We start from the raw sequence: 20,076 nt of genomic DNA on the forward strand, positions 1-20,076 counted from the left end.
GGGGGTATTTGTGCGATTTGGGTCTCAAATCGTACAAATACCCCCCGCCGGGACCACGAGCAGCGCACGGTCACTGCGCAACGGCGTGATGTGACGTCTAGTTGACGTCGGCCACAGGCCCTTGCGCGGCATCGACATGGCCACGCGCTGCCTTCAGAAGGGCCGCGCCATCGAAGCCCTTGGCATCCATCTCGACAACCCAATCCGCGATCACCTCATCGCCCAGCGCCTTGATCTGAGCCGCAACCTCAGGGCTGATCTCCGCGATTTCATTGCCGGCCTCGTCCATGGCAGCGCGGCCGTCGCGGTCGCCGATGTCATGGGCGCGTCCGGCCCATTGCGAAGCCATAAGGCCGGAGTGATCGTCGATCACCTTGCGCAGATCCTCGGGCAGGCCCTCGTAGACCTCGCGGTTCATCGCCCAGATGAAGAAGAGATTGTAGAGCGAGCGGTCACCGGCCACATCCGTGTGGCTGTCGGTCAGCTCATCGAGTTTGAGCGAGGGCGACATCTCCCATGTGATCACGCCACCATCGACCACGCCGCGCGCGAGCGCCTCGGGGAACGCAGGCACCGGCATGCCCACAGGCGTGGCGCCGAGCTTGTTCAGCAACAGGGTCGCGGGCCGTGAGGGGCCGCGCAGCTTGAGGCCTGCGAAATCGGTGATGTCCTCGATGGCAGCGCCGGTTTTGTGCACAAGGCCGGGGCCATGCATATGGGCTGCGATCAGATGCACATCGGCAAAGTCATCGGCCAGATATTCCTGCGTGAAATGCCAGGCGGCGACGCTGGCTTCCTCAGCAGATTTGGTGACCATGAAGGGCAGCTCCATGGTCTCGGCTTCCGGGAAGCGGCCCGGCTGGTAGCCGGGAATGACCCAACCGCCATCAATGACGCCATCTGCGATCAGATCGTATTGCGCGGGCGCGGCGCCGCCCAGCTGCATGAAGGGGAAGATGTTGATTTTCAGCGCGCCGCCGGAGGCCTCTTCGACCGCTTTGGCCCAGGGCTCGATAAAGTGTTTCGGGTTCGCGGAATTGGGCGAGACGAAATGCTGGAAGTTCAGCGTGATCGGTTCGGCCATGGCGGGTGTTGTAAGGAGGGCGGCCACGAGGGTGGCGGATTTGAAGAGGGTCATGGGAGGACCTCCTTTGGTCGTGACGCTGCATTGCAGCACAGAGGTGATGTATGGGGTCTGGGGGGTAGTTGCAAATGGGTCGCAAGTTTTGGGTGCGTGACGTGAGATCTCAGAGTTTCGCAATGTGTTGAATGTGTTGGTTGAAACAGGGATTGGGGGGAGGTTTTGATATTTTTCCCCTGCTTTTGAGAGCCCTGTTCGGAGCAAAGGCCGAAGGCCGCCGAACAAAGTCAGCCCCACCCGGGGGCTGGCTTTTTGGTGGAGCTGCCTGCGTCGAAATACCGGTGCGATGACTTGGTTGGCATCAAGCGCTGCCGAACGCAGGCTGTGCACGCCACCCCTGGGGCTGACTTCGTTCGGTTACACGCGATGATAGGGGCTGCCTGCGAGGATCGAGGTTGCGCGGTAGATCTGTTCGGCCAGCATCACGCGCACGAGCATATGTGGCCAGACCATTTTACCAAAGCTCACCGAGAGGTCCGCCTCCGCGCGCAAATCCGGCGCGATACCGTCGGCGCCGCCGATGACGAAAGCGGCATGGCTGCGGCCCTGATCGCGCCATGTGGCGAGCTTCTGGGCAAAGTCCGGCGAGGAGAGCACAGTACCGCGTTCATCCAGCATCACACGCACGGCGCCATCCGGGATCGCGCGGCGCAGCAGCGGCGCTTCGCCTGCCATGCCCGCGCTTTTGCGATCTTCCACTTCCACGACAGACAGGGGACCAAGGCCCAGGCCTCGCCCCGTGCGCGTGGCGCGCAGCACATAATCGTCAAGCAAGTCTTTCTCAGGCCCCTTGCGGAGCCTGCCAACCGCACAAATGCTCAGCTGCATGACCGGGTCAGGCGCTGGGCGGTTGTGCGTCCCCGGGGAGCCACATCTTTTCGAGCTGGTAGAAATCGCGCACTTCCGGCCGGAAGAGATGCACGATGACATCGCCCGTATCGATGAGGACCCAATCGCCCGTATCCTTCCCTTCAACCCGCGACAGCCGTCCGAGATCCGCTTTCAGCGTGGCGACGAGCTTTTCAGCCATGGCGCCAACCTGACGCGAGGAACGCCCCGAGGCGATGACCATATAGTCACCCATCGAGCTTTTCCCGCGCAGATCGATCTGCACGACGTCTTCGGCCTTGTTTTCGTCAAGGGAGGTTAGGATGAGATCGCGCAGCGTCTCGCTGCTGACATCCTGGGCTTGGGCCATCTTGGCCCCCTCATGCGCGGCGGAATGCGCCGCATCCATGGAAAGAGACAGAGTTCTGTCCTCCTTGCAAACACACCGCTGAGTCCCGGTGCCTGGACGTGCTCAAGGTAACAGTGGTCGGGAGGTTTTTCAATTGGCTGCGATGGCGGTCAGCTCGGGGCCAGCACTTCGATGGTTTGGCTCAGCAGGCCGGCGCCTTCATCTGCGCCGCGCGCATCGGCGTGTACGGCCAGAGCCGAGACGACGATAATGCCGGACAAAAACATATAAATTACTGAAAACTTACTCAGCATGGTCAAACACCCCTGTTCGCTTATTGTTACCTACGCAAGGGTTCGCCAGGTGGATCACATTGGCCCGTGCGATTTTGCATCCTCTTGCGCGAGGCCCGGTTGCGCGCTATGCCGCCGGGCATGCAAATGCTGGTCAACAGATCTGATCGCGCGCGCTTGCGGGAGCGATTTTACGGAGCGCGCTGCGCCGTGCTGGCCCACCTATAACGTGCACTTTGCGCGATGATCTGACGTTATTCACTTTTCGAACCGGGAGAGGACCAAGCCATGTCCCCCAAGACGCTCTACGACAAAATCTGGGACGCGCATGTTGCGCATGAAGCGGAAGACGGCACCTGCCTGCTCTATATCGACCGCCACCTCGTGCATGAGGTGACGAGCCCGCAGGCCTTTGAGGGGCTGCGCATGGCGGGTCGCAAGGTGCGCGCGCCGGAGAAAACGATTGCCGTGCCTGATCACAACGTGCCGACAACGCCCGGGCGCGAGAACCCGGAGAACATGACCGAGGACAGCGCCATTCAGGTGGCCGCGCTTGATAGCAATGCCAAGGAATTTGGCATTCACTATTACCCCGTGACCGATGTGCGTCAGGGGATTGTGCATATCGTGGGCCCGGAACAGGGCTGGACGCTGCCCGGCATGACCGTCGTGTGCGGCGACAGCCATACCGCGACCCATGGCGCCTTTGGGGCGCTGGCCCACGGGATCGGGACGTCCGAGGTGGAGCACGTTCTGGCCACGCAGACGTTGATCCAGAAGAAGTCCAAGAACATGAAGGTCGAGATCACCGGGCAGCTGCGCCCCGGCGTGACGGCCAAGGACATTACGCTCTCTGTCATCGGCGAGACCGGGACCGCGGGCGGCACGGGCTATGTCATCGAATATTGCGGCGAGGCGATCCGCTCGCTCTCCATGGAAGGCCGGATGACGGTCTGCAACATGGCCATTGAGGGTGGCGCGCGCGCCGGTCTGATTGCGCCCGATGAAGTGACCTATGAATATGTCAAAGGCCGGCCCCACGCGCCCAAGGGCGCGCAATGGGAGGCGGCGCTTGCGTGGTGGAAGACGCTCTATTCCGACGATGATGCCCATTGGGACAAGGTCATCACGATCCGCGGCGAAGATATCGCTCCGGTTGTAACCTGGGGCACCTCGCCCGAAGATGTGCTGCCCATCACGGATGTTGTGCCTGCACCAGACAATTTCGAGGGTGGCAAGGTCGAGGCGGTCAAGCGCTCCCTAGAATATATGGGCCTGACACCGGGGCAGAAACTGTCTGACATCGAGATTGACACGGTCTTTATCGGCTCATGCACCAACGGTCGCATCGAAGACCTGCGCGCGGCGGCGGATATTCTGCGCGGCAAGAAGATTGCCGTGAAACGCGCGATGGTTGTCCCTGGCTCCGGTCTGGTCCGGGCGCAGGCCGAAGAAGAGGGTCTCGCGGATGTCTTCAAGGAGGCCGGATTTGAGTGGCGCCTCGCGGGTTGTTCGATGTGTCTTGCGATGAACCCGGATCAACTGGCGCCGGGCGAACGCTGCGCGGCCACGTCCAACCGGAACTTCGAAGGCCGTCAGGGCCGAGGCGGCCGCACACACCTCATGTCGCCCGCCATGGCAGCGGCAGCGGCGGTCAGCGGCAAGCTCACGGATGTGCGCGAAGTCCTTTGATTCGCTGACTTTGGGTCAAAAGCAGGAAACAATTCGTTCGCTGCGGGCGCATTGTTCGCAACATTAGCCACGGCGCGATCCCCGTAAAGCGGGCCGTGGCATATTTCGCACAACCTAAAGATGTATCTGACACAATTTGACCAAAAATTGTGACAGATGCGGTCATAATCTGTTAAAGTTTAGACACATTCCGGTGGCGGTGCATTTTAAGTTCGGGGAACATAATGAAACACATTTCGTATATTGCTGCGATTGCAGCAACGACTCTCATCGCGGCTCCTGCCAGTGCCGCGCTTCTGGAGATGGATGGCTTCACAGCCACTCTGGAAACAGCCGATATCGTATCGACGTCCATGGGTCTGACCGACCGGGTCGGGGCCAGTGGCTTCCGTATGATCGACGTCAACGACGAGATCGACGAGCTCGAGCAAGAGTTTGTCGCCTGGTGCGTCGATATTGAGCATACGCTGATTGGTGTTGGCGACACGCATGAGTACGAGGTCACATCGACACCGTTCTCAAACAGCACAGGCCTGACAGCTGCAGCTCAGATGCGCCTGACAGCGCTGTTCAACACATCCTACGACAGTGTCGATATCACCGACGGCGACGAGGCCGCCGCGTGGCAGTTGGCCGTGTGGGAAGCTGCGTTCGAAACGGATAGCCTGATGAGCCTGACCTCCGGTGATTTCACCGCGACAAGCGCAGGCAGCGTTGGAATGGCAAACAGCATGCTGGCCGCCGCGGCGAGCGCGATTTCGTCCTCGTCAGTGGGTGACAAGTATTCCCTGGTATATCTGGAAAGCGACGGCGATTTCGGCCGTGACTTCAGCCAGAACCTCGTGACAGCTGTCGTGGCGCCTGTGCCGCTTCCTGCCGCTGGCTTCCTGCTTCTGGGCGGTCTTGCAGGTTTCGCTGCGCTCAAGCGCCGCAAGACCAGCTGATCCACACCCACCATCGGACATGCCCGAAATGGACCGGTCGCCCCTCAGGCGGCCGGTTTTCTTTTGCGCGACACGTTTTCCTGATCGGTTTTTTCGCTGGCCCGGGTCTTGGCCCCCGGCGCAGTATCTGAGATAAGCCGCGCAGCAAAAAGACACATCCGCCGAGGAGATGGCTCATGGAAAAATTCGAAACACTCACCGGGATCGCAGCACCGATGCCATTGGTGAATATCGACACAGATATGATCATCCCCAAACAGTTCCTCAAAACGATCAAGCGCTCCGGTCTTGGCGTGCATCTGTTCGATGAGATGCGTTTTGATGATGATGGCAATGAAATCCCCGATTTCGTGCTCAACAAAGAGGCCTATCGCGAAGCCTCGATCATCGTGGCGGGCGATAACTTCGGCTGCGGTTCCTCGCGCGAGCATGCGCCATGGGCGCTTGCGGATTTCGGTATCAAGGTTGTGATCTCGACCTCTTTCGCGGACATCTTCTACAACAACTGCTTCAAGAACGGCATGTTGCCGATCGTGATGCCGCAAGAGGTCGTGGATATTCTGATGAAGGATGCCGAGAAAGGCTCCAACGCGCGCATCATCGTTGATCTGGAAGCCCAGAGCGTGACCAGCTCGGATGGTGAGGTGTTCTCCTTCGAGATCGACCCCTTCAAGAAGCACTGTCTTCTGGAAGGCCTCGATGACATCGGTCAAACGCTCTCAAAAGCCAGTGCAATCGATACGTTTGAGACTCAGGCAGCCCAATCGCGCCCCTGGGTGTGACGGTGATTTTCACCAGAAATTAATCTTTCCTTAAGGTAAACTTGTGGTGGTGTACCCTGCCACCACAAGATATTGTGTTTTCTCGTGAAATGCCATTTTTTTGCCTCTGCATTGATGCATTGAGGCACCAGTCTCTCCCTCAAAACGCCCAACCGGTAAGGTTTTGTTAACCCTGTTGTTGAGGGGAATAACGAAATGCGGCAACACAATGGCAAGACTGTGACGCGCTGGGCCACTCTCCAGGGTGATTGCAGGCAAGAGGTCCGGCGAAGCATCGGACCCGAACCGAGGAAGGGAAACGAGCTGTGATCTCGCGAGCAATCAATGCTTTGGCGCGTGCACTTCTCATGGCGATCATGGTGGCACTGCCATCATTGGTTTTGCCATCGGTGAGCGTCGATGGCGCACAGATCACTCTGTTCGTCTGCCTGTTGGCCGGGATCTTCACCTTTGTGGAGTATTTCTCGACCTATCCCTCCATTATCGAATTCCGGGACGCAGCACCGTTTAACCGGATGCGCTATTTTATGGCGGCTCTGATCGTCTGCGTCCTGACACTGCTCTACGCTGGGATGACCCATGCCAGCACGCTGATCCAGTGGGTCACTGTTGCGGGTGTCACGATGGGCGAATTGCTCGATATCCCGTTCTCGCCTGTCCGTCTGGTCCTGTTGGCCATGCCGGAGAGTGTGGATCTGGCGATGCTCTACATGATCCGCGATGGTGCGGCGCTCTCCTATGCGATCTCGCTGGTGGGGATCCTTGCCTTCTACGGTCTGGTGCGGGTCTATGACTGGCCTGCGCGCAAGGGCGCTTTCAATGTCTGGGTGAACCTGCCGCTCTTTGATCCGACCACGGGCGGCGATGTTGTCCCGCGGTTGCGCCGTGATGGGCAGATCAACATTGCGATCGGGATTTTGCTTCCCTTTCTGCTCCCAGCGCTTGCGGCCATTGCCTCCAGCATGTTTGACTTGGCCACGCTATTCAAAAGCCAAAGCTATGTCTGGAGCCTCGCGGCGTGGTCCTTCCTTCCTGCCAGCATGATCATGCGCGGTATCGCGATGAACCGGATCGCCGAGCTGATCGAGAACAAGCGCCAGCGCGCTTACGCCAAGGCCGCCGCCGAACAGGTCTGATCTGTTTCGTTCTTGCGATGCTCTTCGCGGTCCCCGTGGCCGCGGATACATTGCGTTTGGCCTTTTGGGATGTGCGCCTCTCGCGCGATGGTCCAGGGATTTTGCTGCGCGATATCCTGCGCGAGCGCGGCGATGATCTGGTTGCGGCGCGCGCGGTCATTGCTCAGGTCGCGCCGGATATACTTGTTCTTTCAGGCATCGACACGGACGCCGAGGGTCGGACGCTTGCGGCCTTTGCAGATTTTTTGGGGGGCTATCCCAATCAGTTGACCAAGGTCGGCAACGAGGGGCGCTTGAGCGGGCTGGATCTCAACGGCGATGGCCGCCGCAATACGGCGCAGGACACGCTGGGCTTCGGCAATTTTCCCGGCAATGGCGGCTTGGCCGTTCTGGCGCGCGAAGGTATGGCCCTGAGCCTCGAGCAGGACTTTACCGGACTTCTCTGGCGCGACGTGCCCGAGGCCATGCTGGCGCCCGGCGTTTTGGCGGAGGGGGCGGAGGCGATCCAGCCCCTTTCCAGCACGGGTCACTGGGTTGTGCGCGCCGGGCCGCTTGCGCTGCTGATCCACGGGGCGACGCCGCCCATCTTCGATGGTCCGGAGGATCGCAACGGGCGCCGCAACCATGATGAGGCCGCACTCTGGTCCCACGTGCTGGACGGGCATCTTGGCCAGCCCATCACCGGGCCTTTTGCGCTCATGGCCAAGGTCAATGCTGATCCGGTGGACGGCGAGGCGCGCAACGGTGCGATCCAGCGGCTCTTGGCCGATCCGCGTTTGCAGGACCCCAAGCCCACCAGCCTCGGCGCGGTGCAGGAGGCGACGCCGGGCCACAGGGGTGACCCGGCGCTGGACACGGCCAATTGGGATGAGCCCGCGCCCGGCAACCTGAGAGCGGATTACATCCTGCCCTCGGTTGATCTTGACGTATTGGACGCAGGCGTCATGTGGCCCGCGCCGGGCTCCGAGGTGGCGCAGCTTGGGAACCACGGTCTGGTCTGGGTGGATGTGCGTCTGCCAGCCCCCTGACGGCGCTGGTCTGCGCCAGGGCATCGACCGGTGTCGTGGGGCGGAAGTCCGGCAGGTCCGCCGCGAAGTCCTTGGGGTCGATGCTGTGGGGTTTGCTCCAGAGATAGCGCATTTCGAACATCCCCTTGATGAAGGGCATGAAGACTTGGGCGAGCCGGAGCGGCCCCCACGCCATTGTCCGCGCGGTGATGCGCCGGTCTGTCGCCAGGCAGAGCGCCAGCGCCATCTGCGCGCCAGATAACGTGTAGCCCGGGTAGAGCACTTCATGCTGATCTGGCAGGTCACGGTCCAGCAGCGCCACGCCCGCACGGGTCAGATCGGGCAGGAAGGCCCAGGCATGGGGCGCATCCAGCGCGCCCGGATAGCTGATCCGGCCCTTGCGGAGCGGCTTTGTGATGACGCGGTCATACCAATTGCCGGTGTCGCCCAGATCGATGTAATCGCCTGCCCGCAGGATCAGCAGCTTGATGCCCGCAGCCCGGTACATCTCCTCGATCTCGATGCGCAAACGCCCAAGGGGGTTCGTCGCCGCATGGGGTGTGCTGGCCCGCAGAACGCTGGGCGCATCCGGGCCATAGACATACAGATTGCCGGGAAAGAGCACCCGCGCGCCCGAGGCCTGTGCAGCCGCGATCACAGCTCTGGTTTGTTCCGGCAATTCCGCGGCCCAGCGGTCATACGGCGGGTTCCACGCATTGACGATCACATCCATGCCCTGCGCGGCCTGTTCGAGATCGTCTCTGCCGCGCTGAAAGAGATGAACCTCCCAGCCGGCCTGCCAGAGCGCATCAGTCATCGCGCCGCCAAAACGGCCGGAAGATCCTAGAATGAGGGCTTTACGTGTCATGGCTATCTCCATCGTTTGGGAGAGAGTGCCCAGAAGATAAATGAATGGGAATTGCGCAATTCTGGCTATGTGCTATGCGAAAGTGCATGGATGCACGGTTGGACAAACTGGAATGGTCACTGGTCGAGAGCTTTCTCGCCGTGGCGGAGGAGGGCTCCCTCTCCGCAGCGGCGCGGCGCCTCGGGCTGGCGCAGCCAACGGTGGGTCGGCAAGTGCGGCAGCTGGAGGCACAGCTTGGCTTTGCGCTCTTTGATCGCCAGCCGCGCGGCCTCCGCCTGACGGACAAAGGCGGCGATCTTCTGGGGCCCGCACGGGCCATGCAGGCCGCCGCGTCGCAACTCGCCCTCGCCGCCGCAGGTGCGTCGGATGAACTGGCAGGCACGGTGCGCATCACGGCCTCTGTCTTCACCGCGCAGCATGCCCTGCCGCAGCTCATTGCCGAGATGCGCCGCGATTTGCCCGAAATCCAGATTGAGCTTGTCCCCAATGACAGCAGCGAAAACCTGTTGTTTCGCGAGGCCGACATTGCGCTGCGCATGTATCGCTCCGAGCAATTGGAGATCGTGACGCGCAGGGTAGGCGATTTGCGATTGGGGCTCTATGCGGCGCGCAGTTATCTGGATCGAGTGGGCTATCCCGAAACGCTTGAGGAGGTGATGGCGCTGGATTGGGTCGGGTATGATCGCTCCGAGATGATGATCAACGGGATGCGCGATGCGGGCTTCAATGTCTCGCGGGACTGGTTTGCGGTGCGCTGTGATCAGCATGCCGTTTACCACCAGCTCTTGCGCGCGGGCTGTGGCGTTGGGTTTTCGCAAGCGGTGGTGACGGAGGCGGATCCTCAGATGGTGCGCCTCGTGCCGGAGCTTCCCATTCCGCCGTTGCCGCTTTGGCTGGCCGCCCATGAGACGGTGCGTCGCGTGCCGCGGGTTGCGCTCGTCTGGGAGCGGCTTCAACACGGGCTTGCGCGGTATGTTGCTTGAGCGCGGTTTGACGCGCAGGCCACCTGAGCGCGGTTCGGCGCGCATGACAATTGAGCGCGGTTCGGCGCGCTACGTCGCATGAGGCGCAGGCCCTGCCACCTTGATCATCGCGGCCCTGCGCGCTAGGGCAGCGCCAAGCATTTATCAGTCAAAGGACCCTGATCCCATGAGCACGCCTTCTCTTCTCATCCTGCCCGGTGACGGCATTGGCCCCGAGGTTATGGAACAGGTCCGCCGGGTGATCGGCTGGTTTGATGACAAGCGTGGGCTGGCCATTGATGTCTCGGAAGATCTCGTGGGCGGCGCGGCTTATGACAAGCACGGCGTGCCGCTGGCCGATGAGACGATGGCCAAGGCGCAGGAGGTGGACGCGGTTCTGCTCGGTGCCGTGGGTGGCCCCAAGTATGACAATCTGGATTTCTCCGTGAAGCCCGAGCGCGGCCTGCTGCGTTTGCGCAAGGAGATGGATCTGTTCTCCAACCTGCGCCCGGCGCAGTGTTTTGACGCGCTGGCGGATTTCTCCTCGCTCAAGCGTGACATCGTCGCGGGGCTCGATATCGTCATCGTGCGCGAGCTGACCTCTGGCGTCTATTTCGGCGAGCCGCGCGGCATCATCGAAGAGGGCAACGAGCGCGTCGGCATCAACACCCAGCGCTATACCGAGAGCGAGATCGAGCGCGTGGCGCGTTCTGCGTTCGAGCTGGCGCGGCGGCGCTCCAACAAGGTCTGCTCGATGGAGAAGGCCAATGTGATGGAGAGCGGGATCCTGTGGCGCGATGTGGTCAATGAAGTGCATCAGGCGGACTATGCCGATGTCGAGTTGAGCCACATGTATGCCGACAATGGCGCGATGCAGCTGGTGCGCGCGCCCAAGCAGTTCGACGTGATCCTCACGGACAACCTCTTTGGCGATATCCTGTCCGATTGCGCGGCGATGTTGACGGGCAGCCTCGGCATGTTGCCCTCCGCCTCGCTCGGCGCGCCGATGGAGAATGGTCGGCCCAAGGCGATGTATGAGCCCGTGCACGGCTCCGCGCCTGACATCACCGGGCAGGGCAAGGCCAATCCGATTGCCTGCATCCTCTCCTTCGCCATGGCGCTGCGCTACAGCTTCGATCAAGGCGCGGAAGCGGACCGTCTCGAAGCGGCGATCGAAGGCGTTTTGGCTGATGGCGTGCGCACGGCGGATCTCTTGGGCGAAGAGGGTGTGACGCCGGTTTCAACCTCCGGCATGGGCGATGCGATCCTGGCCAAGCTCGACGCCTCGCTCTAAGCACGGCCTGTGCGCCTGCTGCACGTCAGCCTGACGGCGCGGGATGCGCGGGCGCTTGCGCAGTTCTATAGGTGCGTGTTTGACCTGACCCTACTCAGGCCCCCGCGGGAGATGTCGGGGCCTGAGATTGGCGAGAGTGTGGGGCTGCCCGGGGCGGCCTTCCTCTCGATCTGGCTGGGCGCACAGGACCAAGCCGCACCCTTCCTCGAGATCATCGAATACCGCACGCCGACGGCGCCTGAGCCGCAAGGGGCTTTGCCGTTGAACACGCCGGGACGGGGGCATGTCGCCGTTGCGGTGGCGGACCTTGAGGGCACGTTGGCGCGTGTGTTGCGCCATGGTGGATCAGCGGTTGGTCCAGTGACAACATTGGGGGATGACGCGGCACGCTGCCGCCTTGTGATGATCCGCGATCCGGAAGGCAACGTTGTGGAGCTGGAAGCGCGCGGGTGAGGCGGCCTGCCCCGCTCTGTGACCTTTTGGCCGGGCCTCGGGACGCAATTGTCAATTGCACGGTGCCCGCTTCTCGCTATGACAGGGGCATTCAAACCTCGCTACATTGATCAGGCCTTGCCATGAGCCAATCCACCCGTGCCATTCTCTGCGCCCTCGGGGCGTTTGCCATTTTCTCGCTGCATGATGTGATCGTGAAGGTGCTGGGGGCGTCGTACTCGCCCTTTCAGATCGTGTTCTTCAGCGTACTCTTTGGCTTTCCCCTGGTCACGCTCATGCTCCTGCGCGACACCAGCGCGGCGAACCTGATCCCGCGCCACCCCTGGTGGACCGCACTGCGCACGGCGGCGGCAGTCACGACGGGGGCGTCGGCGTTTTATGCCTTCTCGACCCTGCCGCTCACGCAGGTCTATGCGATCCTCTTTGCCTCGCCCTTGATCATCACGCTGCTGGCGATCCCGATCCTTGGCGAGAAAGTGCGCATCCGGCGGGGGCTGGCGGTTCTGGTCGGGCTCTCGGGCGTTCTGGTGGTCCTTCGCCCCGGTGCGGTGCCGCTGGAATTGGGGCATATCGCGGCGATGGTGGCGGCGGTGAGCTCGTCGCTGGCCTCGATCATCGTGCGCAAGATCGGCAAGGACGAGCGCTCCATCGTGCTCCTGATCTACCCGATGACGGCAAACTTCATCTTGATGGCCTGTCTCTTGCCCTTCGTCTACGTGCCGATGCCGCTGGCTGATCTGGGCGGGCTGGCGGCGATGTCGGCGCTGGCGCTGTTGGCGTCCTCGCTCGTGATCATGGCCTACAAGCTGGGCGAGGCGGTCATCGTGGCGCCGATGCAGTATTCGCAGATCCTCTGGGCCAGCCTCTTTGGCGCGCTGTTCTTTGATGAGTTTCCCGATGGTTGGACCGTGCTAGGCGCGAGCATCATCATCGCCAGCGGGCTTTACATCGTGCTGCGCGAGGGGCGCAGCGGCCAGTCGGAAAACACACCCGTTCTGCGCACCCGCTCGCGCTTTGCCACGCCGTCGGTGCCGCGCCTCGCGCCGCTTCTGCGGGCGCGCAAGGCCGCGCCCGACGTGCCGGAGGATCCGCCTGAGCAAAAGCCGCATCTGCGCGGCCTGCCCGGACGCCGCCCGCTCAAGTGAAGGCTTGCAAAGGCAGGCCATTTGGGTCTATCCCGCAGGCCAAGTCGGAGTGTAGCTCAGCCTGGTAGAGCACTGTCTTCGGGAGGCAGGGGCCGGAGGTTCGAATCCTCTCACTCCGACCATTTCTCGCATGTGAAACGCCAAGTGGTGACTGTCCCGTCATGACAGTGACCCAAGTGGCCCGTCAGAGGACAACAACCCTTCGCGCGCTACGCGGCGGAAGAGGAAAAAAGAGCCCATTTTGACCGATGCTGCGCTTTGGCGGAATGGCCGCGATGTATCGAGAGCGGGCGTTGCTTCGCTCCATGATCGATCCAGTGGAAACCAACTGGCGGACAAGGAGTCCTCAGTTTCACATCAAGTCAAAGGAAGTTTGATTTACGCAGGGTTATGTCCGAGCCAGTCAAGGATCAAGTGAATGAGCCCATGCTTTGGAGCGTTCGCTGGCCACTCTGCAAAGACATCTATAGATCCCAAACTCCAGTCTGGTAGGACGTGCTGGAGCACCCCATCCTCGATGTATTCGCGTGACAAGAATTCCGGCAGGATCGCAAGGCCGGTGTCGGAACATGCCATACGGCAAAGGGCTTGCGCATCATTGGCAAAGATGCGGGCTTCGGTTTTCAGGGTGATGGCCGTATGGCCCTTTTTGGCAAACCTCACGGGAATGTTCTGGACGGGTGCAAGCGCCATCCAATCCCACGTGAGCAATTCGCTCGGGTCGGAGATTGGTGTTTGCTTCGCGAGATAGTTGGTGGAGGCAACGAGTTGACGTTGCACGCTAAATAGCTTGCGCGATGTCGCTGAGTTTTTGGCATTGGGCTTCATTCGAATTGCGACATCGAACCCGTCGTCAATCAGTGAACGTCGCGTATCCGAGAAATCGAGGAAAAGCCTTATTCGGGGGTGTTTCAACGAAAACGCTGCGATCTGTTCAATCAAAGGTGACTGGGACAGGACTGAAGGCAGGGTCAGACGCAAATCGCCGCTCGGTGTCTTAGCCGAAACAGAAAGCTCGATAAGCTCGTTTTCAGCAGCAGCCATCATGTTACGCGCCGCGCTCAGCAAACGTCCTCCTTCAGACGTCAGCGTTAATTTGCGTGTGGATCGGTAGATCAGGGCAACCCCTAGAGTGTCTTCAAGCTGGGAGATGTGGTGGCTTACAACAGAGGGCGACAAGCGTAGCTCTCGCGCAGCTCCACGAAAGGACCCGTGGTCAATGACTTTTGCGAAGATTGCCATCTGACGCAGTTGATCAATCATTACATCAAAAATCCGAACAGTTATATCTATCTGTCCCATCTTATGCCCTTATATGTCTTTGTCCATATTGCAGGCATGGAAAGCGCAATCACGCGCTGTCTTCGAATTTCAAACCAGGAGAAAGACCCATGAATGCAATGCGCACCACGTTGGCAGCCGTCTCGCTTGCCGCCCTGTCCACTGCTGCTTTCGCAGACGACAAAGCAACTGTTCAAACCTTCTACGATCTCTTGAGCGACCCGGGCTCTTCGGAGCTGGCCGCGTCTTTTCTTGAAGTGACGTCCGAGGACTGGGAAAGCATTGGGAATTATTCTGGCGAAAACGAGTCCCGCGATGCGTTTGTCGGCCAGATGGGGTTCTTTGCACAGCTGATCCCTGATCTCGACTGGTCAGTCCAAGCGATGCACCAGGATGGAAACTTTGTCACTGTGCGCAGCCGTGCAACAGGCACGCCAACCGCTCCGTTCTTTGGTGTCGACGGTGAGGGCCGCAGCTTCGACATTATGACAATCGATATTCACGAGTTGGAAGAAGGGGTTATCGTTCGTACTTATCATGTAGAAGACTGGGCAAGCGCTCTGCAACAGCTTGGCGGGCGGTGAGTTCAATCCAGCAAAAAGTTAAAAGAGGTTTTGAGCGGCAGCATCACCATATGCTGCCGCTCGCAAGTGGTTGCAGCTGAGCAGCTTGTCAGGTTTAGCGCCTAGAGCGGTTATTCATGACCGGAAATTCCACGACAGCTTTATCCGAATACCGGTCATACGACCTGCTCTGCGGAATGGCTTGTCTAGCTCCAAAAAGCTTGATGGGTGGGCCCGTGTTTCGCGATGCGGCGGGCAGATCTAGGGCGGGAATCTTGGCGCATCGCGGCAAAGGTGCCCGACTTTCCGCATCGCCTTGAGACTGTCACATGGCGTAATCTACCCATCGCACCGTTGATCCAAAACCGAAGTGGGCTATTGGAGGCAATTGCGCCAAACGGGCGCACGTCTCCTTTGACAAATCACGGCGCTTGCCGAAAGCTCCAGGGAAAGACCTGTAAGGATCGCCAATGCCCGCAGAGATACATCTTCCCCTCATACTCCTTGCCGCGCTGGTCGCGTCCATCAGCCCCGGCCCTGCAACGCTGGCCCTTGCGGGCACGTCCATGGCGTCCGGGCGGAGATCCGGCTTGGCGCTGGCGGCGGGGATCACCACGGGCTCGCTGATGTGGTCCGTTGCGGCTGCTCTGGGTCTTGGGGCTGTGATGCTGGCCAATGCGTGGGTCTTTGAAGTGATCCGATACTGTGGTGCGGCCTATCTGATGTTTCTCGCCTGCAAGGCCGCGCGGTCTGCGCTGTCTGGCAAGGCGCTGGCCACGCGGTCTTTCACGGGCAGGACACGGTCGCTCTATGCCAAGGGTCTGGCTCTGCATCTGACGAACCCGAAAGCCATCCTGTTTTTCGGCTCATTGTTTTCGCTCGGCGTCCTTCCAGGGACCGGATTGGGGCAGCTCGGGATCGTCATCGCGGCTGTTGGGGTCCAGAGTTGTCTGGTGTTTCATGGCTATGCGCTTCTCTTCTCGTCCCGCGCCATGACGAAAACCTATCTCAAACTCAGGCGCTGGTTTGAAGGCGCGTTCGCCGTTGGATTTGGCGCGGCGAGCTTCAAGATACTGATGACGAAGCTGCAATCACCCTAGGTCCGATCCGTCCTGCGCGTCTTGAGCCAACAGTTTGGACCACCGCCGTGACCAGTCTTTGCGCGCTTTCCCGGGGTCATCAAACGGGTCGGTTTGCCGGATCGGCGCAGCGTCAGGCAACTCTCGGAAGAGCCGTGCCCATTCCGCAGGCGTGTTTTCCCTAACCTTTGACGTGATGCCCCGGCCTGCATCACGCAAGCCATCCACATCCGCGCAGATCACGGCGCGGCCGGCCGCATGCGCTTCGAAACAGACCAGACCAAATGCCTCCCACCGTGATGGCATGGCAATACATGAGACCGTCGACATGGCTTTTGCCGGATCCACGACATGCCCCTTGAACACGATCCGCGCATCCTCTGCGGCCAGCTCTTGCAATGCGCGGCGTTCGGCGCCGTCGCCATAAATGTACAAGCGCGCTTCCGCATCGGGCCAGGACCGGAAGCCTTTGATCAGAATGTCGAAGCCCTTCTGGCGCTCCAGCCGTCCAATTGCGCCGATGTGTTTGGGCGGGGCCACGACCGGTCTGACGGCCTCAAACGGGCTGACATCGACCATGGGCGGGATGACATGCAGGATCGCGGGCTTGACCAGTGCGTTCTTCAGCATCCAGTCGGCTTGCGTCTGGCTGACGGCAACCACGTGATCAAACATGGCATAGCCCAGGCGCAGCATCGCGAGGAAGCGGCCTGTGTGACGCACGTTCTCTTCCATGAAGGCGCCAGTGTAGCTGTGTTCCACATGGATCAGGCGCGCGGACGGGTTCTTTGCGCGCAGGGAGATGAGGCCAGGCAGCCCGCGCCAGCTCTGGGTCGTATGCGAGACGATGATCTCTGCCTTATGGCTGGTGGCGCTCCAGGCGCTTTTGCGGGTCTTCACAATCTTGTGCTGTGCCATGCGGGAGAGGTCTGGATATGTGGTGAGATAGTCCACCGCGCGCATCACGCCGCCTGCGGTTGCATCATCGATGAGGTGAACGACGTTTTGCCGGGTCATGGGAAGGCTCCAGAATGAGATGTGCTACTGCGCCTTGAGCGCACGCAGGGCTGTGATGGCCGTGAGGCTCAGACGGCTGGGCAATGAGGCCGCCAGCAGTGTTGACAGGGTCTTGAGCGGCTCTTCGATCAGCGGTTTCCGTGACGTGCGCAGCGCCTCCCGCATGAGCCCGCGCGCTCTGTCATTGTCCTGGCTGGAGACCGCGCGGCGCGCCAGATACCGCAGCTGATAGGCGCGCGCGGCAGGCTCTTCAGTGGCAAAGAAGGCGGGATCCAGCGGGCGCAGCTTGTCGATCACGCGCTCCCACGAGGCGTATTGCCGATCCAGCGCCGCCGAGAGGCCGCTGGCATTGATCCGGTAGCCGACGAGCAGGCCGTCAACGCCCTCGAATTGCCAATCCGTACTCAGCGCGAGACGCAGCCAGCATTCGATATCCTCCGATTGCCGGAAGGTCTCATCAAAGACCCAGTCGCGCTGGGTCTCAAATGCGGGTCGATAGGCGATCTCGCGCAGCGCCGCCTTGCGGAACACGCCCGCTGAGCCATTGCCAATCGGGTTGCGTTTGAGAATATCCTGCGCCGTGATGCCGGTCAGTTTGGGGCGCTGGCTCAGGCCAAGCGACGTGCCGTCATCTGCAATCAGCGCAGAGCCCGAATAGCTGACCCCAAGCGCCGGATTGGCCATCAGATGCGTCAGATGGCTTTGCAGCTTTTCCGGGCGCCAGACATCGTCGGCATCACAAAAGCCGATAAAGGCGCCCCGGGCCGCATCAATGCCGGTATTGCGGGCCCCGGCCAGGCCCCGGTTGGCTTGGCTGAGAATGTGGATCGGGCCGCGCCCTTCATAGCTTTGCGCAATGTCCAGCGTGGCGTCGGTCGAGCCGTCATTCACGATGATGATCTCGAAATCCTGTGCGGTCTGGCGCAGCAGCGCATCGAGGGTCTCAGCCAGTGTGTCGGCGACGTTGAAGGCGGGCACGATGAGAGAGGCAAGGGGCATGGGGATACCTTTGGGAGCTATGGATCAGGATTTGATGAGACGTGCCGCGCCGGGACAGCAGCGCACGCAAGCGGCAGCCGCAGCGGTTGCTGCGCCCCTTTTGAAGGGCTGCAAAAAGGCCAGAGGGTGCGCGCGCAGACCCGCGCGCGCATAGGCCCAGGCCTCGTGATGCGGAGATTGCAAGCGCAGGGCGCGACGCGCCAGATACCGCAGATAGACCGCTGTCGCAGCGCGCGTCGGGCGCACACCGTAACGGGCGGCGGCGTCGATGACGCGACGGCGGCTCTCCAGCATCGCCTCCATATCGGCAGACAGCCCATTGGCGCTCGTGCGGTACCAGGTCAGCAGGCGATCGAGCCCCACGACACGGTGGCCCTGGCCAATCACGCGGATGAGAAATTCCAGATCCTCGTTGTGCACAATGTCTCGGTCAAACCCCCCAAGCGCCCGAAAGACCGAGGCGCGGATGGTCAGATTGGACAATGTGCAGACCGGGTTTTCCGCAAGGAGATCGGCGATCTGCAAGGGCCGGTCCGGCACGGTGGACTGGGTCTGGCTATCGGACGGGGTGTCTTCAAAAAAGCCGATCCGGGCATAGAGCGCATCCGTTCTCCCGGTGGCAAAGGCCCGGGCCAAACAGCTGAGTTTGTCGGGCGTCCAGAGATCATCGGCATCGAGAAAGGCAAGATAGGTGCCCTGCGCATGGGCCGCGCCGAGATTGCGCGCGTCGCTGGGGCCGGTCCCGGTGTTGTCGCGCACAATGATGCGCGGATCCTGCGCGGCAAAGCGATCGGCAATGGCGCGCGATGGGTCGCCCCCGCCATCATCGATGCACAGCGCCTCCCAATCGTGAAAGCTCTGAGCCTGCAAGCTGTTCAATGTTGCGGCCAAAGTGTCTGCCGACCGGTGAAAGGGGAGAATGACGGAGAAGACTGGCATCAGGCGAGCGCTCCTTCGGGCGCGGATCTGGAGGACAGCAGGACAAACGCCGCGCCGAGCATGATCACGGTGCTGATCAGGGTGTAGCCGGTGGCAATGGCCGTGAGGCCAAAGGGCGCGAGGGCCATGGAATTGACGATCAGAGCGGCGGCAAGCGCACAGCTGATCGCCAGCTCTGCCCGGGGGCGGTTCTCGCTGCGCAGCCAGCCCGCAACGCCGGACCAGACCAGCGCAGGCAGAGCAGCCAGACACAGGATGGAGACGATATGCGCCTGCGCGGCCCAGTCTGGCCCGAGTAGAAACGGCACATAGAGAGGGGCGAGCAAGGCCTGTGCGAAGATCACCGGGCTGAGCAGGAGGGCCGCCATCACGAGGCTCTGGCGCAGCACAACCCGGCGGTTGCCCGAGGCGCAAAGATGCGGGAAGAGCACGACAGAGAAGGCCTGGGTGAACGAGGCCGCAAGACCGAGCCCGGCATTGAACGCCATGTAGTAGATGCCCAAAGCCTCCGCGCCCAGAAGCGCGCCAACCACGAGTTTGTCGGCTTGCAGACGGCAGGTCTTGACCAGTTCGGTGCCCAGCACGGGCCAGCCAAATTCAAAAAACGGACGCAGAGGCGCGTGGGACGTGCCCGGTGCGGGGTGCCAGGGATGCAGGCGACGCATGGCGATGAGCCAGATGGGCGCCGCCAACACGCGCGGCAGGACCAACGCCAACGGGGACGCCCAGAGAAGCGCCAGCACAATTGTCAGGGCATTGGCCCCGACCACCTGCGCTCCCGAAATTGCAGCCACGCCGCGCATCTTGCCATGGCGCATGGCCAGCGCGGCCTCGACGAGACCCGCAGGCATGAAAAGATATTCCAGCGCCAGCAGAGCGATCAGCCCCCCCAGCAGAGGCGCGCCCGCGAGATATGCCAGAGCGCCAATGGCCATCTGGAGCGCGCACAAGCCCAAACACCAGACGGAGAAAATACGGCGCGCGGTCTGCGCGCGTGCCTCGAGGTCTTTTTCTGGCGCTGAGATCAACCGCTGTCCGACGCCGTTCTCGGTCAGCGATTTCAGGATATCCCCGGCACCCAGGGCGGCGGCGGCCAGACCGATCATTTCGGCATCCAGGGTGCGCGCCACGGCAACAACGACGAACAGGCGAGACGCTTTCGCCGCCGCCTCAGAGGCGCCATAGGCGGCCAGCTGGGCCGCAAATCCGGATGGAACGTTCAGTGCAAACATGGGGTCAGCCTCGGGGCAAATCAGTGTGCCCCGGTTCTAGAAAGCCCGGCCCGGCCCTGTCATCCGCGCGGC

At 61.4% G+C, this 20,076-nt stretch carries 21 protein-coding genes and 1 tRNA gene; 12 read left to right on the forward strand and 10 right to left on the reverse strand.

Translation table 11 applies throughout. The annotated features are described in order from the left end of the window. Positions 1-97: 97 nt before the first annotated feature. The 4 genes from ACP15S_RS14190 to ACP15S_RS14205 all read right to left on the reverse strand — a co-directional run bounded on the left by ACP15S_RS14190 (position 98) and on the right by ACP15S_RS14205 (position 2,632). Entirely contained in the window at positions 98-1,138 is a 1,041-nt protein-coding gene (locus ACP15S_RS14190) for a TRAP transporter substrate-binding protein (RefSeq protein WP_425040293.1), read from the reverse strand. Positions 1,139-1,498: 360 nt separating this feature from the next. Beyond that, entirely contained in the window at positions 1,499-1,969 is a 471-nt protein-coding gene (gene rlmH, locus ACP15S_RS14195; protein ID WP_425040294.1) for a 23S rRNA (pseudouridine(1915)-N(3))-methyltransferase RlmH, read from the reverse strand. A gap of 7 nt (positions 1,970-1,976) precedes the next feature. Continuing rightward, positions 1,977-2,378, reverse strand: coding sequence for a ribosome silencing factor (gene rsfS, locus ACP15S_RS14200; protein ID WP_425040295.1), 402 nt, complete (start codon positions 2,376-2,378; stop codon positions 1,977-1,979). Between the two features lie 110 nt (positions 2,379-2,488). Next, complete coding sequence (locus ACP15S_RS14205) at positions 2,489-2,632, reverse strand: hypothetical protein (protein ID WP_425040296.1); 144 nt, start codon at positions 2,630-2,632, stop codon at positions 2,489-2,491. A gap of 267 nt (positions 2,633-2,899) precedes the next feature. Between ACP15S_RS14205 and leuC the strand changes: the two genes are divergently transcribed. The 5 genes from leuC to ACP15S_RS14230 all read left to right on the forward strand — a co-directional run bounded on the left by leuC (position 2,900) and on the right by ACP15S_RS14230 (position 8,193). Continuing rightward, the gene (gene leuC, locus ACP15S_RS14210) at positions 2,900-4,303 is read left to right on the forward strand and encodes a 3-isopropylmalate dehydratase large subunit (protein WP_425040297.1); all 1,404 of its coding nucleotides are present in this window, start codon (positions 2,900-2,902) and stop codon (positions 4,301-4,303) included. A 224-nt stretch (positions 4,304-4,527) separates the two neighbouring features. Continuing rightward, entirely contained in the window at positions 4,528-5,247 is a 720-nt protein-coding gene (locus ACP15S_RS14215; RefSeq protein ID WP_425040298.1) for a VPLPA-CTERM sorting domain-containing protein, read from the forward strand. Between the two features lie 176 nt (positions 5,248-5,423). Continuing rightward, positions 5,424-6,029 carry a 3-isopropylmalate dehydratase small subunit gene (gene leuD, locus ACP15S_RS14220; RefSeq protein ID WP_425040299.1) on the forward strand — a complete coding sequence of 202 codons (606 nt, stop codon included), beginning with the start codon at positions 5,424-5,426 and terminating at the stop codon, positions 6,027-6,029. Between the two features lie 305 nt (positions 6,030-6,334). Next, positions 6,335-7,165 carry a hypothetical protein gene (locus ACP15S_RS14225; RefSeq protein WP_425040300.1) on the forward strand — a complete coding sequence of 277 codons (831 nt, stop codon included), beginning with the start codon at positions 6,335-6,337 and terminating at the stop codon, positions 7,163-7,165. A gap of 35 nt (positions 7,166-7,200) precedes the next feature. Next, entirely contained in the window at positions 7,201-8,193 is a 993-nt protein-coding gene (locus ACP15S_RS14230; RefSeq protein WP_425040301.1) for an endonuclease/exonuclease/phosphatase family protein, read from the forward strand. Here the strand turns inward: ACP15S_RS14230 and ACP15S_RS14235 are convergent. Then, positions 8,108-9,040, reverse strand: coding sequence for an NAD-dependent epimerase/dehydratase family protein (locus tag ACP15S_RS14235; RefSeq protein ID WP_425040302.1), 933 nt, complete (start codon positions 9,038-9,040; stop codon positions 8,108-8,110). The genes ACP15S_RS14230 and ACP15S_RS14235 overlap by 86 nt on opposite strands. A gap of 86 nt (positions 9,041-9,126) precedes the next feature. On the opposite strand from ACP15S_RS14235, the gene ACP15S_RS14240 reads away from it, so the two are divergent. The 5 genes from ACP15S_RS14240 (at position 9,127) to ACP15S_RS14260 (ending at position 13,016) form a co-directional block, all read left to right on the forward strand. After that, complete coding sequence (locus ACP15S_RS14240; protein WP_425040303.1) at positions 9,127-10,023, forward strand: LysR family transcriptional regulator; 897 nt, start codon at positions 9,127-9,129, stop codon at positions 10,021-10,023. A gap of 166 nt (positions 10,024-10,189) precedes the next feature. Continuing rightward, a complete protein-coding gene (gene leuB, locus ACP15S_RS14245) occupies positions 10,190-11,296 on the forward strand; it encodes a 3-isopropylmalate dehydrogenase (protein ID WP_425040304.1) in 1,107 nt (368 codons plus the stop codon). 9 nt (positions 11,297-11,305) lie between these two features. Then, a complete protein-coding gene (locus tag ACP15S_RS14250) occupies positions 11,306-11,749 on the forward strand; it encodes a VOC family protein (protein ID WP_425040305.1) in 444 nt (147 codons plus the stop codon). 122 nt (positions 11,750-11,871) lie between these two features. Beyond that, positions 11,872-12,894, forward strand: a complete 1,023-nt coding sequence (locus ACP15S_RS14255) for a DMT family transporter (protein WP_425040306.1) — start codon at positions 11,872-11,874, stop codon at positions 12,892-12,894. Positions 12,895-12,939: 45 nt separating this feature from the next. Next, a tRNA-Pro gene (locus tag ACP15S_RS14260) sits at positions 12,940-13,016 on the forward strand. A 256-nt stretch (positions 13,017-13,272) separates the two neighbouring features. Here ACP15S_RS14260 and ACP15S_RS14265 read toward each other — a convergent pair. Beyond that, positions 13,273-14,196 carry a LysR family transcriptional regulator gene (locus tag ACP15S_RS14265; protein ID WP_425040307.1) on the reverse strand — a complete coding sequence of 308 codons (924 nt, stop codon included), beginning with the start codon at positions 14,194-14,196 and terminating at the stop codon, positions 13,273-13,275. Positions 14,197-14,285: 89 nt separating this feature from the next. Here ACP15S_RS14265 and ACP15S_RS14270 point away from each other — a divergent pair, with 89 nt between their 5' ends. Both ACP15S_RS14270 and ACP15S_RS14275 read left to right on the forward strand, forming a co-directional pair. Beyond that, positions 14,286-14,759: an ester cyclase gene (locus tag ACP15S_RS14270; RefSeq protein ID WP_425040308.1), complete on the forward strand. Its 474-nt coding sequence runs from the start codon at positions 14,286-14,288 to the stop codon at positions 14,757-14,759. A gap of 449 nt (positions 14,760-15,208) precedes the next feature. Further along, a complete protein-coding gene (locus ACP15S_RS14275; protein ID WP_425040309.1) occupies positions 15,209-15,838 on the forward strand; it encodes a LysE family translocator in 630 nt (209 codons plus the stop codon). Here ACP15S_RS14275 and ACP15S_RS14280 read toward each other — a convergent pair. The 4 genes from ACP15S_RS14280 to ACP15S_RS14295 are packed head-to-tail and all read right to left on the reverse strand — an operon-like array spanning position 15,830 to position 20,004. After that, positions 15,830-16,834, reverse strand: a complete 1,005-nt coding sequence (locus tag ACP15S_RS14280; protein WP_425040310.1) for a glycosyltransferase — start codon at positions 16,832-16,834, stop codon at positions 15,830-15,832. The two genes, ACP15S_RS14275 and ACP15S_RS14280, sit on opposite strands and share 9 nt — an antisense overlap. 24 nt (positions 16,835-16,858) lie before the next feature. Further along, complete coding sequence (locus ACP15S_RS14285; protein WP_425040311.1) at positions 16,859-17,833, reverse strand: glycosyltransferase family 2 protein; 975 nt, start codon at positions 17,831-17,833, stop codon at positions 16,859-16,861. 24 nt (positions 17,834-17,857) lie between these two features. Continuing rightward, the gene (locus tag ACP15S_RS14290) at positions 17,858-18,772 is read right to left on the reverse strand and encodes a glycosyltransferase family 2 protein (RefSeq protein WP_425040312.1); all 915 of its coding nucleotides are present in this window, start codon (positions 18,770-18,772) and stop codon (positions 17,858-17,860) included. Next, positions 18,772-20,004: an oligosaccharide flippase family protein gene (locus ACP15S_RS14295; protein WP_425040313.1), complete on the reverse strand. Its 1,233-nt coding sequence runs from the start codon at positions 20,002-20,004 to the stop codon at positions 18,772-18,774. Before ACP15S_RS14295 ends, ACP15S_RS14290 begins: the two co-directional genes overlap by 1 nt. Between the last annotated feature and the right edge of the window lie 72 nt (positions 20,005-20,076).

Source organism: Primorskyibacter sp. S187A (genome assembly GCF_049800955.1).
GTDB lineage: Bacteria > Pseudomonadota > Alphaproteobacteria > Rhodobacterales > Rhodobacteraceae > JAKVBH01.

Bases quoted from the DNA above. Each gene is read 5' to 3' on its own strand.
- ACP15S_RS14190 (WP_425040293.1), bottom strand. From the start codon at position 1,138: ATGACCCTCTTCAAATCCGCCACCCTCGTGGCCGCCCTCCTTACAACA.
- rlmH (WP_425040294.1), bottom strand. From the start codon at position 1,969: ATGCAGCTGAGCATTTGTGCGGTTGGCAGGCTCCGCAAGGGGCCTGAG.
- rsfS (WP_425040295.1), bottom strand. From the start codon at position 2,378: ATGGATGCGGCGCATTCCGCCGCGCATGAGGGGGCCAAGATGGCCCAA.
- ACP15S_RS14205 (WP_425040296.1), bottom strand. From the start codon at position 2,632: ATGCTGAGTAAGTTTTCAGTAATTTATATGTTTTTGTCCGGCATTATC.
- leuC (WP_425040297.1), top strand. From the start codon at position 2,900: ATGTCCCCCAAGACGCTCTACGACAAAATCTGGGACGCGCATGTTGCG.
- ACP15S_RS14215 (WP_425040298.1), top strand. From the start codon at position 4,528: ATGAAACACATTTCGTATATTGCTGCGATTGCAGCAACGACTCTCATC.
- leuD (WP_425040299.1), top strand. From the start codon at position 5,424: ATGGAAAAATTCGAAACACTCACCGGGATCGCAGCACCGATGCCATTG.
- ACP15S_RS14235 (WP_425040302.1), bottom strand. From the start codon at position 9,040: ATGACACGTAAAGCCCTCATTCTAGGATCTTCCGGCCGTTTTGGCGGC.
- ACP15S_RS14240 (WP_425040303.1), top strand. From the start codon at position 9,127: ATGGATGCACGGTTGGACAAACTGGAATGGTCACTGGTCGAGAGCTTT.
- leuB (WP_425040304.1), top strand. From the start codon at position 10,190: ATGAGCACGCCTTCTCTTCTCATCCTGCCCGGTGACGGCATTGGCCCC.
- ACP15S_RS14255 (WP_425040306.1), top strand. From the start codon at position 11,872: ATGAGCCAATCCACCCGTGCCATTCTCTGCGCCCTCGGGGCGTTTGCC.
- ACP15S_RS14265 (WP_425040307.1), bottom strand. From the start codon at position 14,196: ATGGGACAGATAGATATAACTGTTCGGATTTTTGATGTAATGATTGAT.
- ACP15S_RS14270 (WP_425040308.1), top strand. From the start codon at position 14,286: ATGAATGCAATGCGCACCACGTTGGCAGCCGTCTCGCTTGCCGCCCTG.
- ACP15S_RS14275 (WP_425040309.1), top strand. From the start codon at position 15,209: ATGCCCGCAGAGATACATCTTCCCCTCATACTCCTTGCCGCGCTGGTC.
- ACP15S_RS14280 (WP_425040310.1), bottom strand. From the start codon at position 16,834: ATGACCCGGCAAAACGTCGTTCACCTCATCGATGATGCAACCGCAGGC.
- ACP15S_RS14285 (WP_425040311.1), bottom strand. From the start codon at position 17,833: ATGCCCCTTGCCTCTCTCATCGTGCCCGCCTTCAACGTCGCCGACACA.
- ACP15S_RS14290 (WP_425040312.1), bottom strand. From the start codon at position 18,772: ATGCCAGTCTTCTCCGTCATTCTCCCCTTTCACCGGTCGGCAGACACT.
- ACP15S_RS14295 (WP_425040313.1), bottom strand. From the start codon at position 20,004: ATGTTTGCACTGAACGTTCCATCCGGATTTGCGGCCCAGCTGGCCGCC.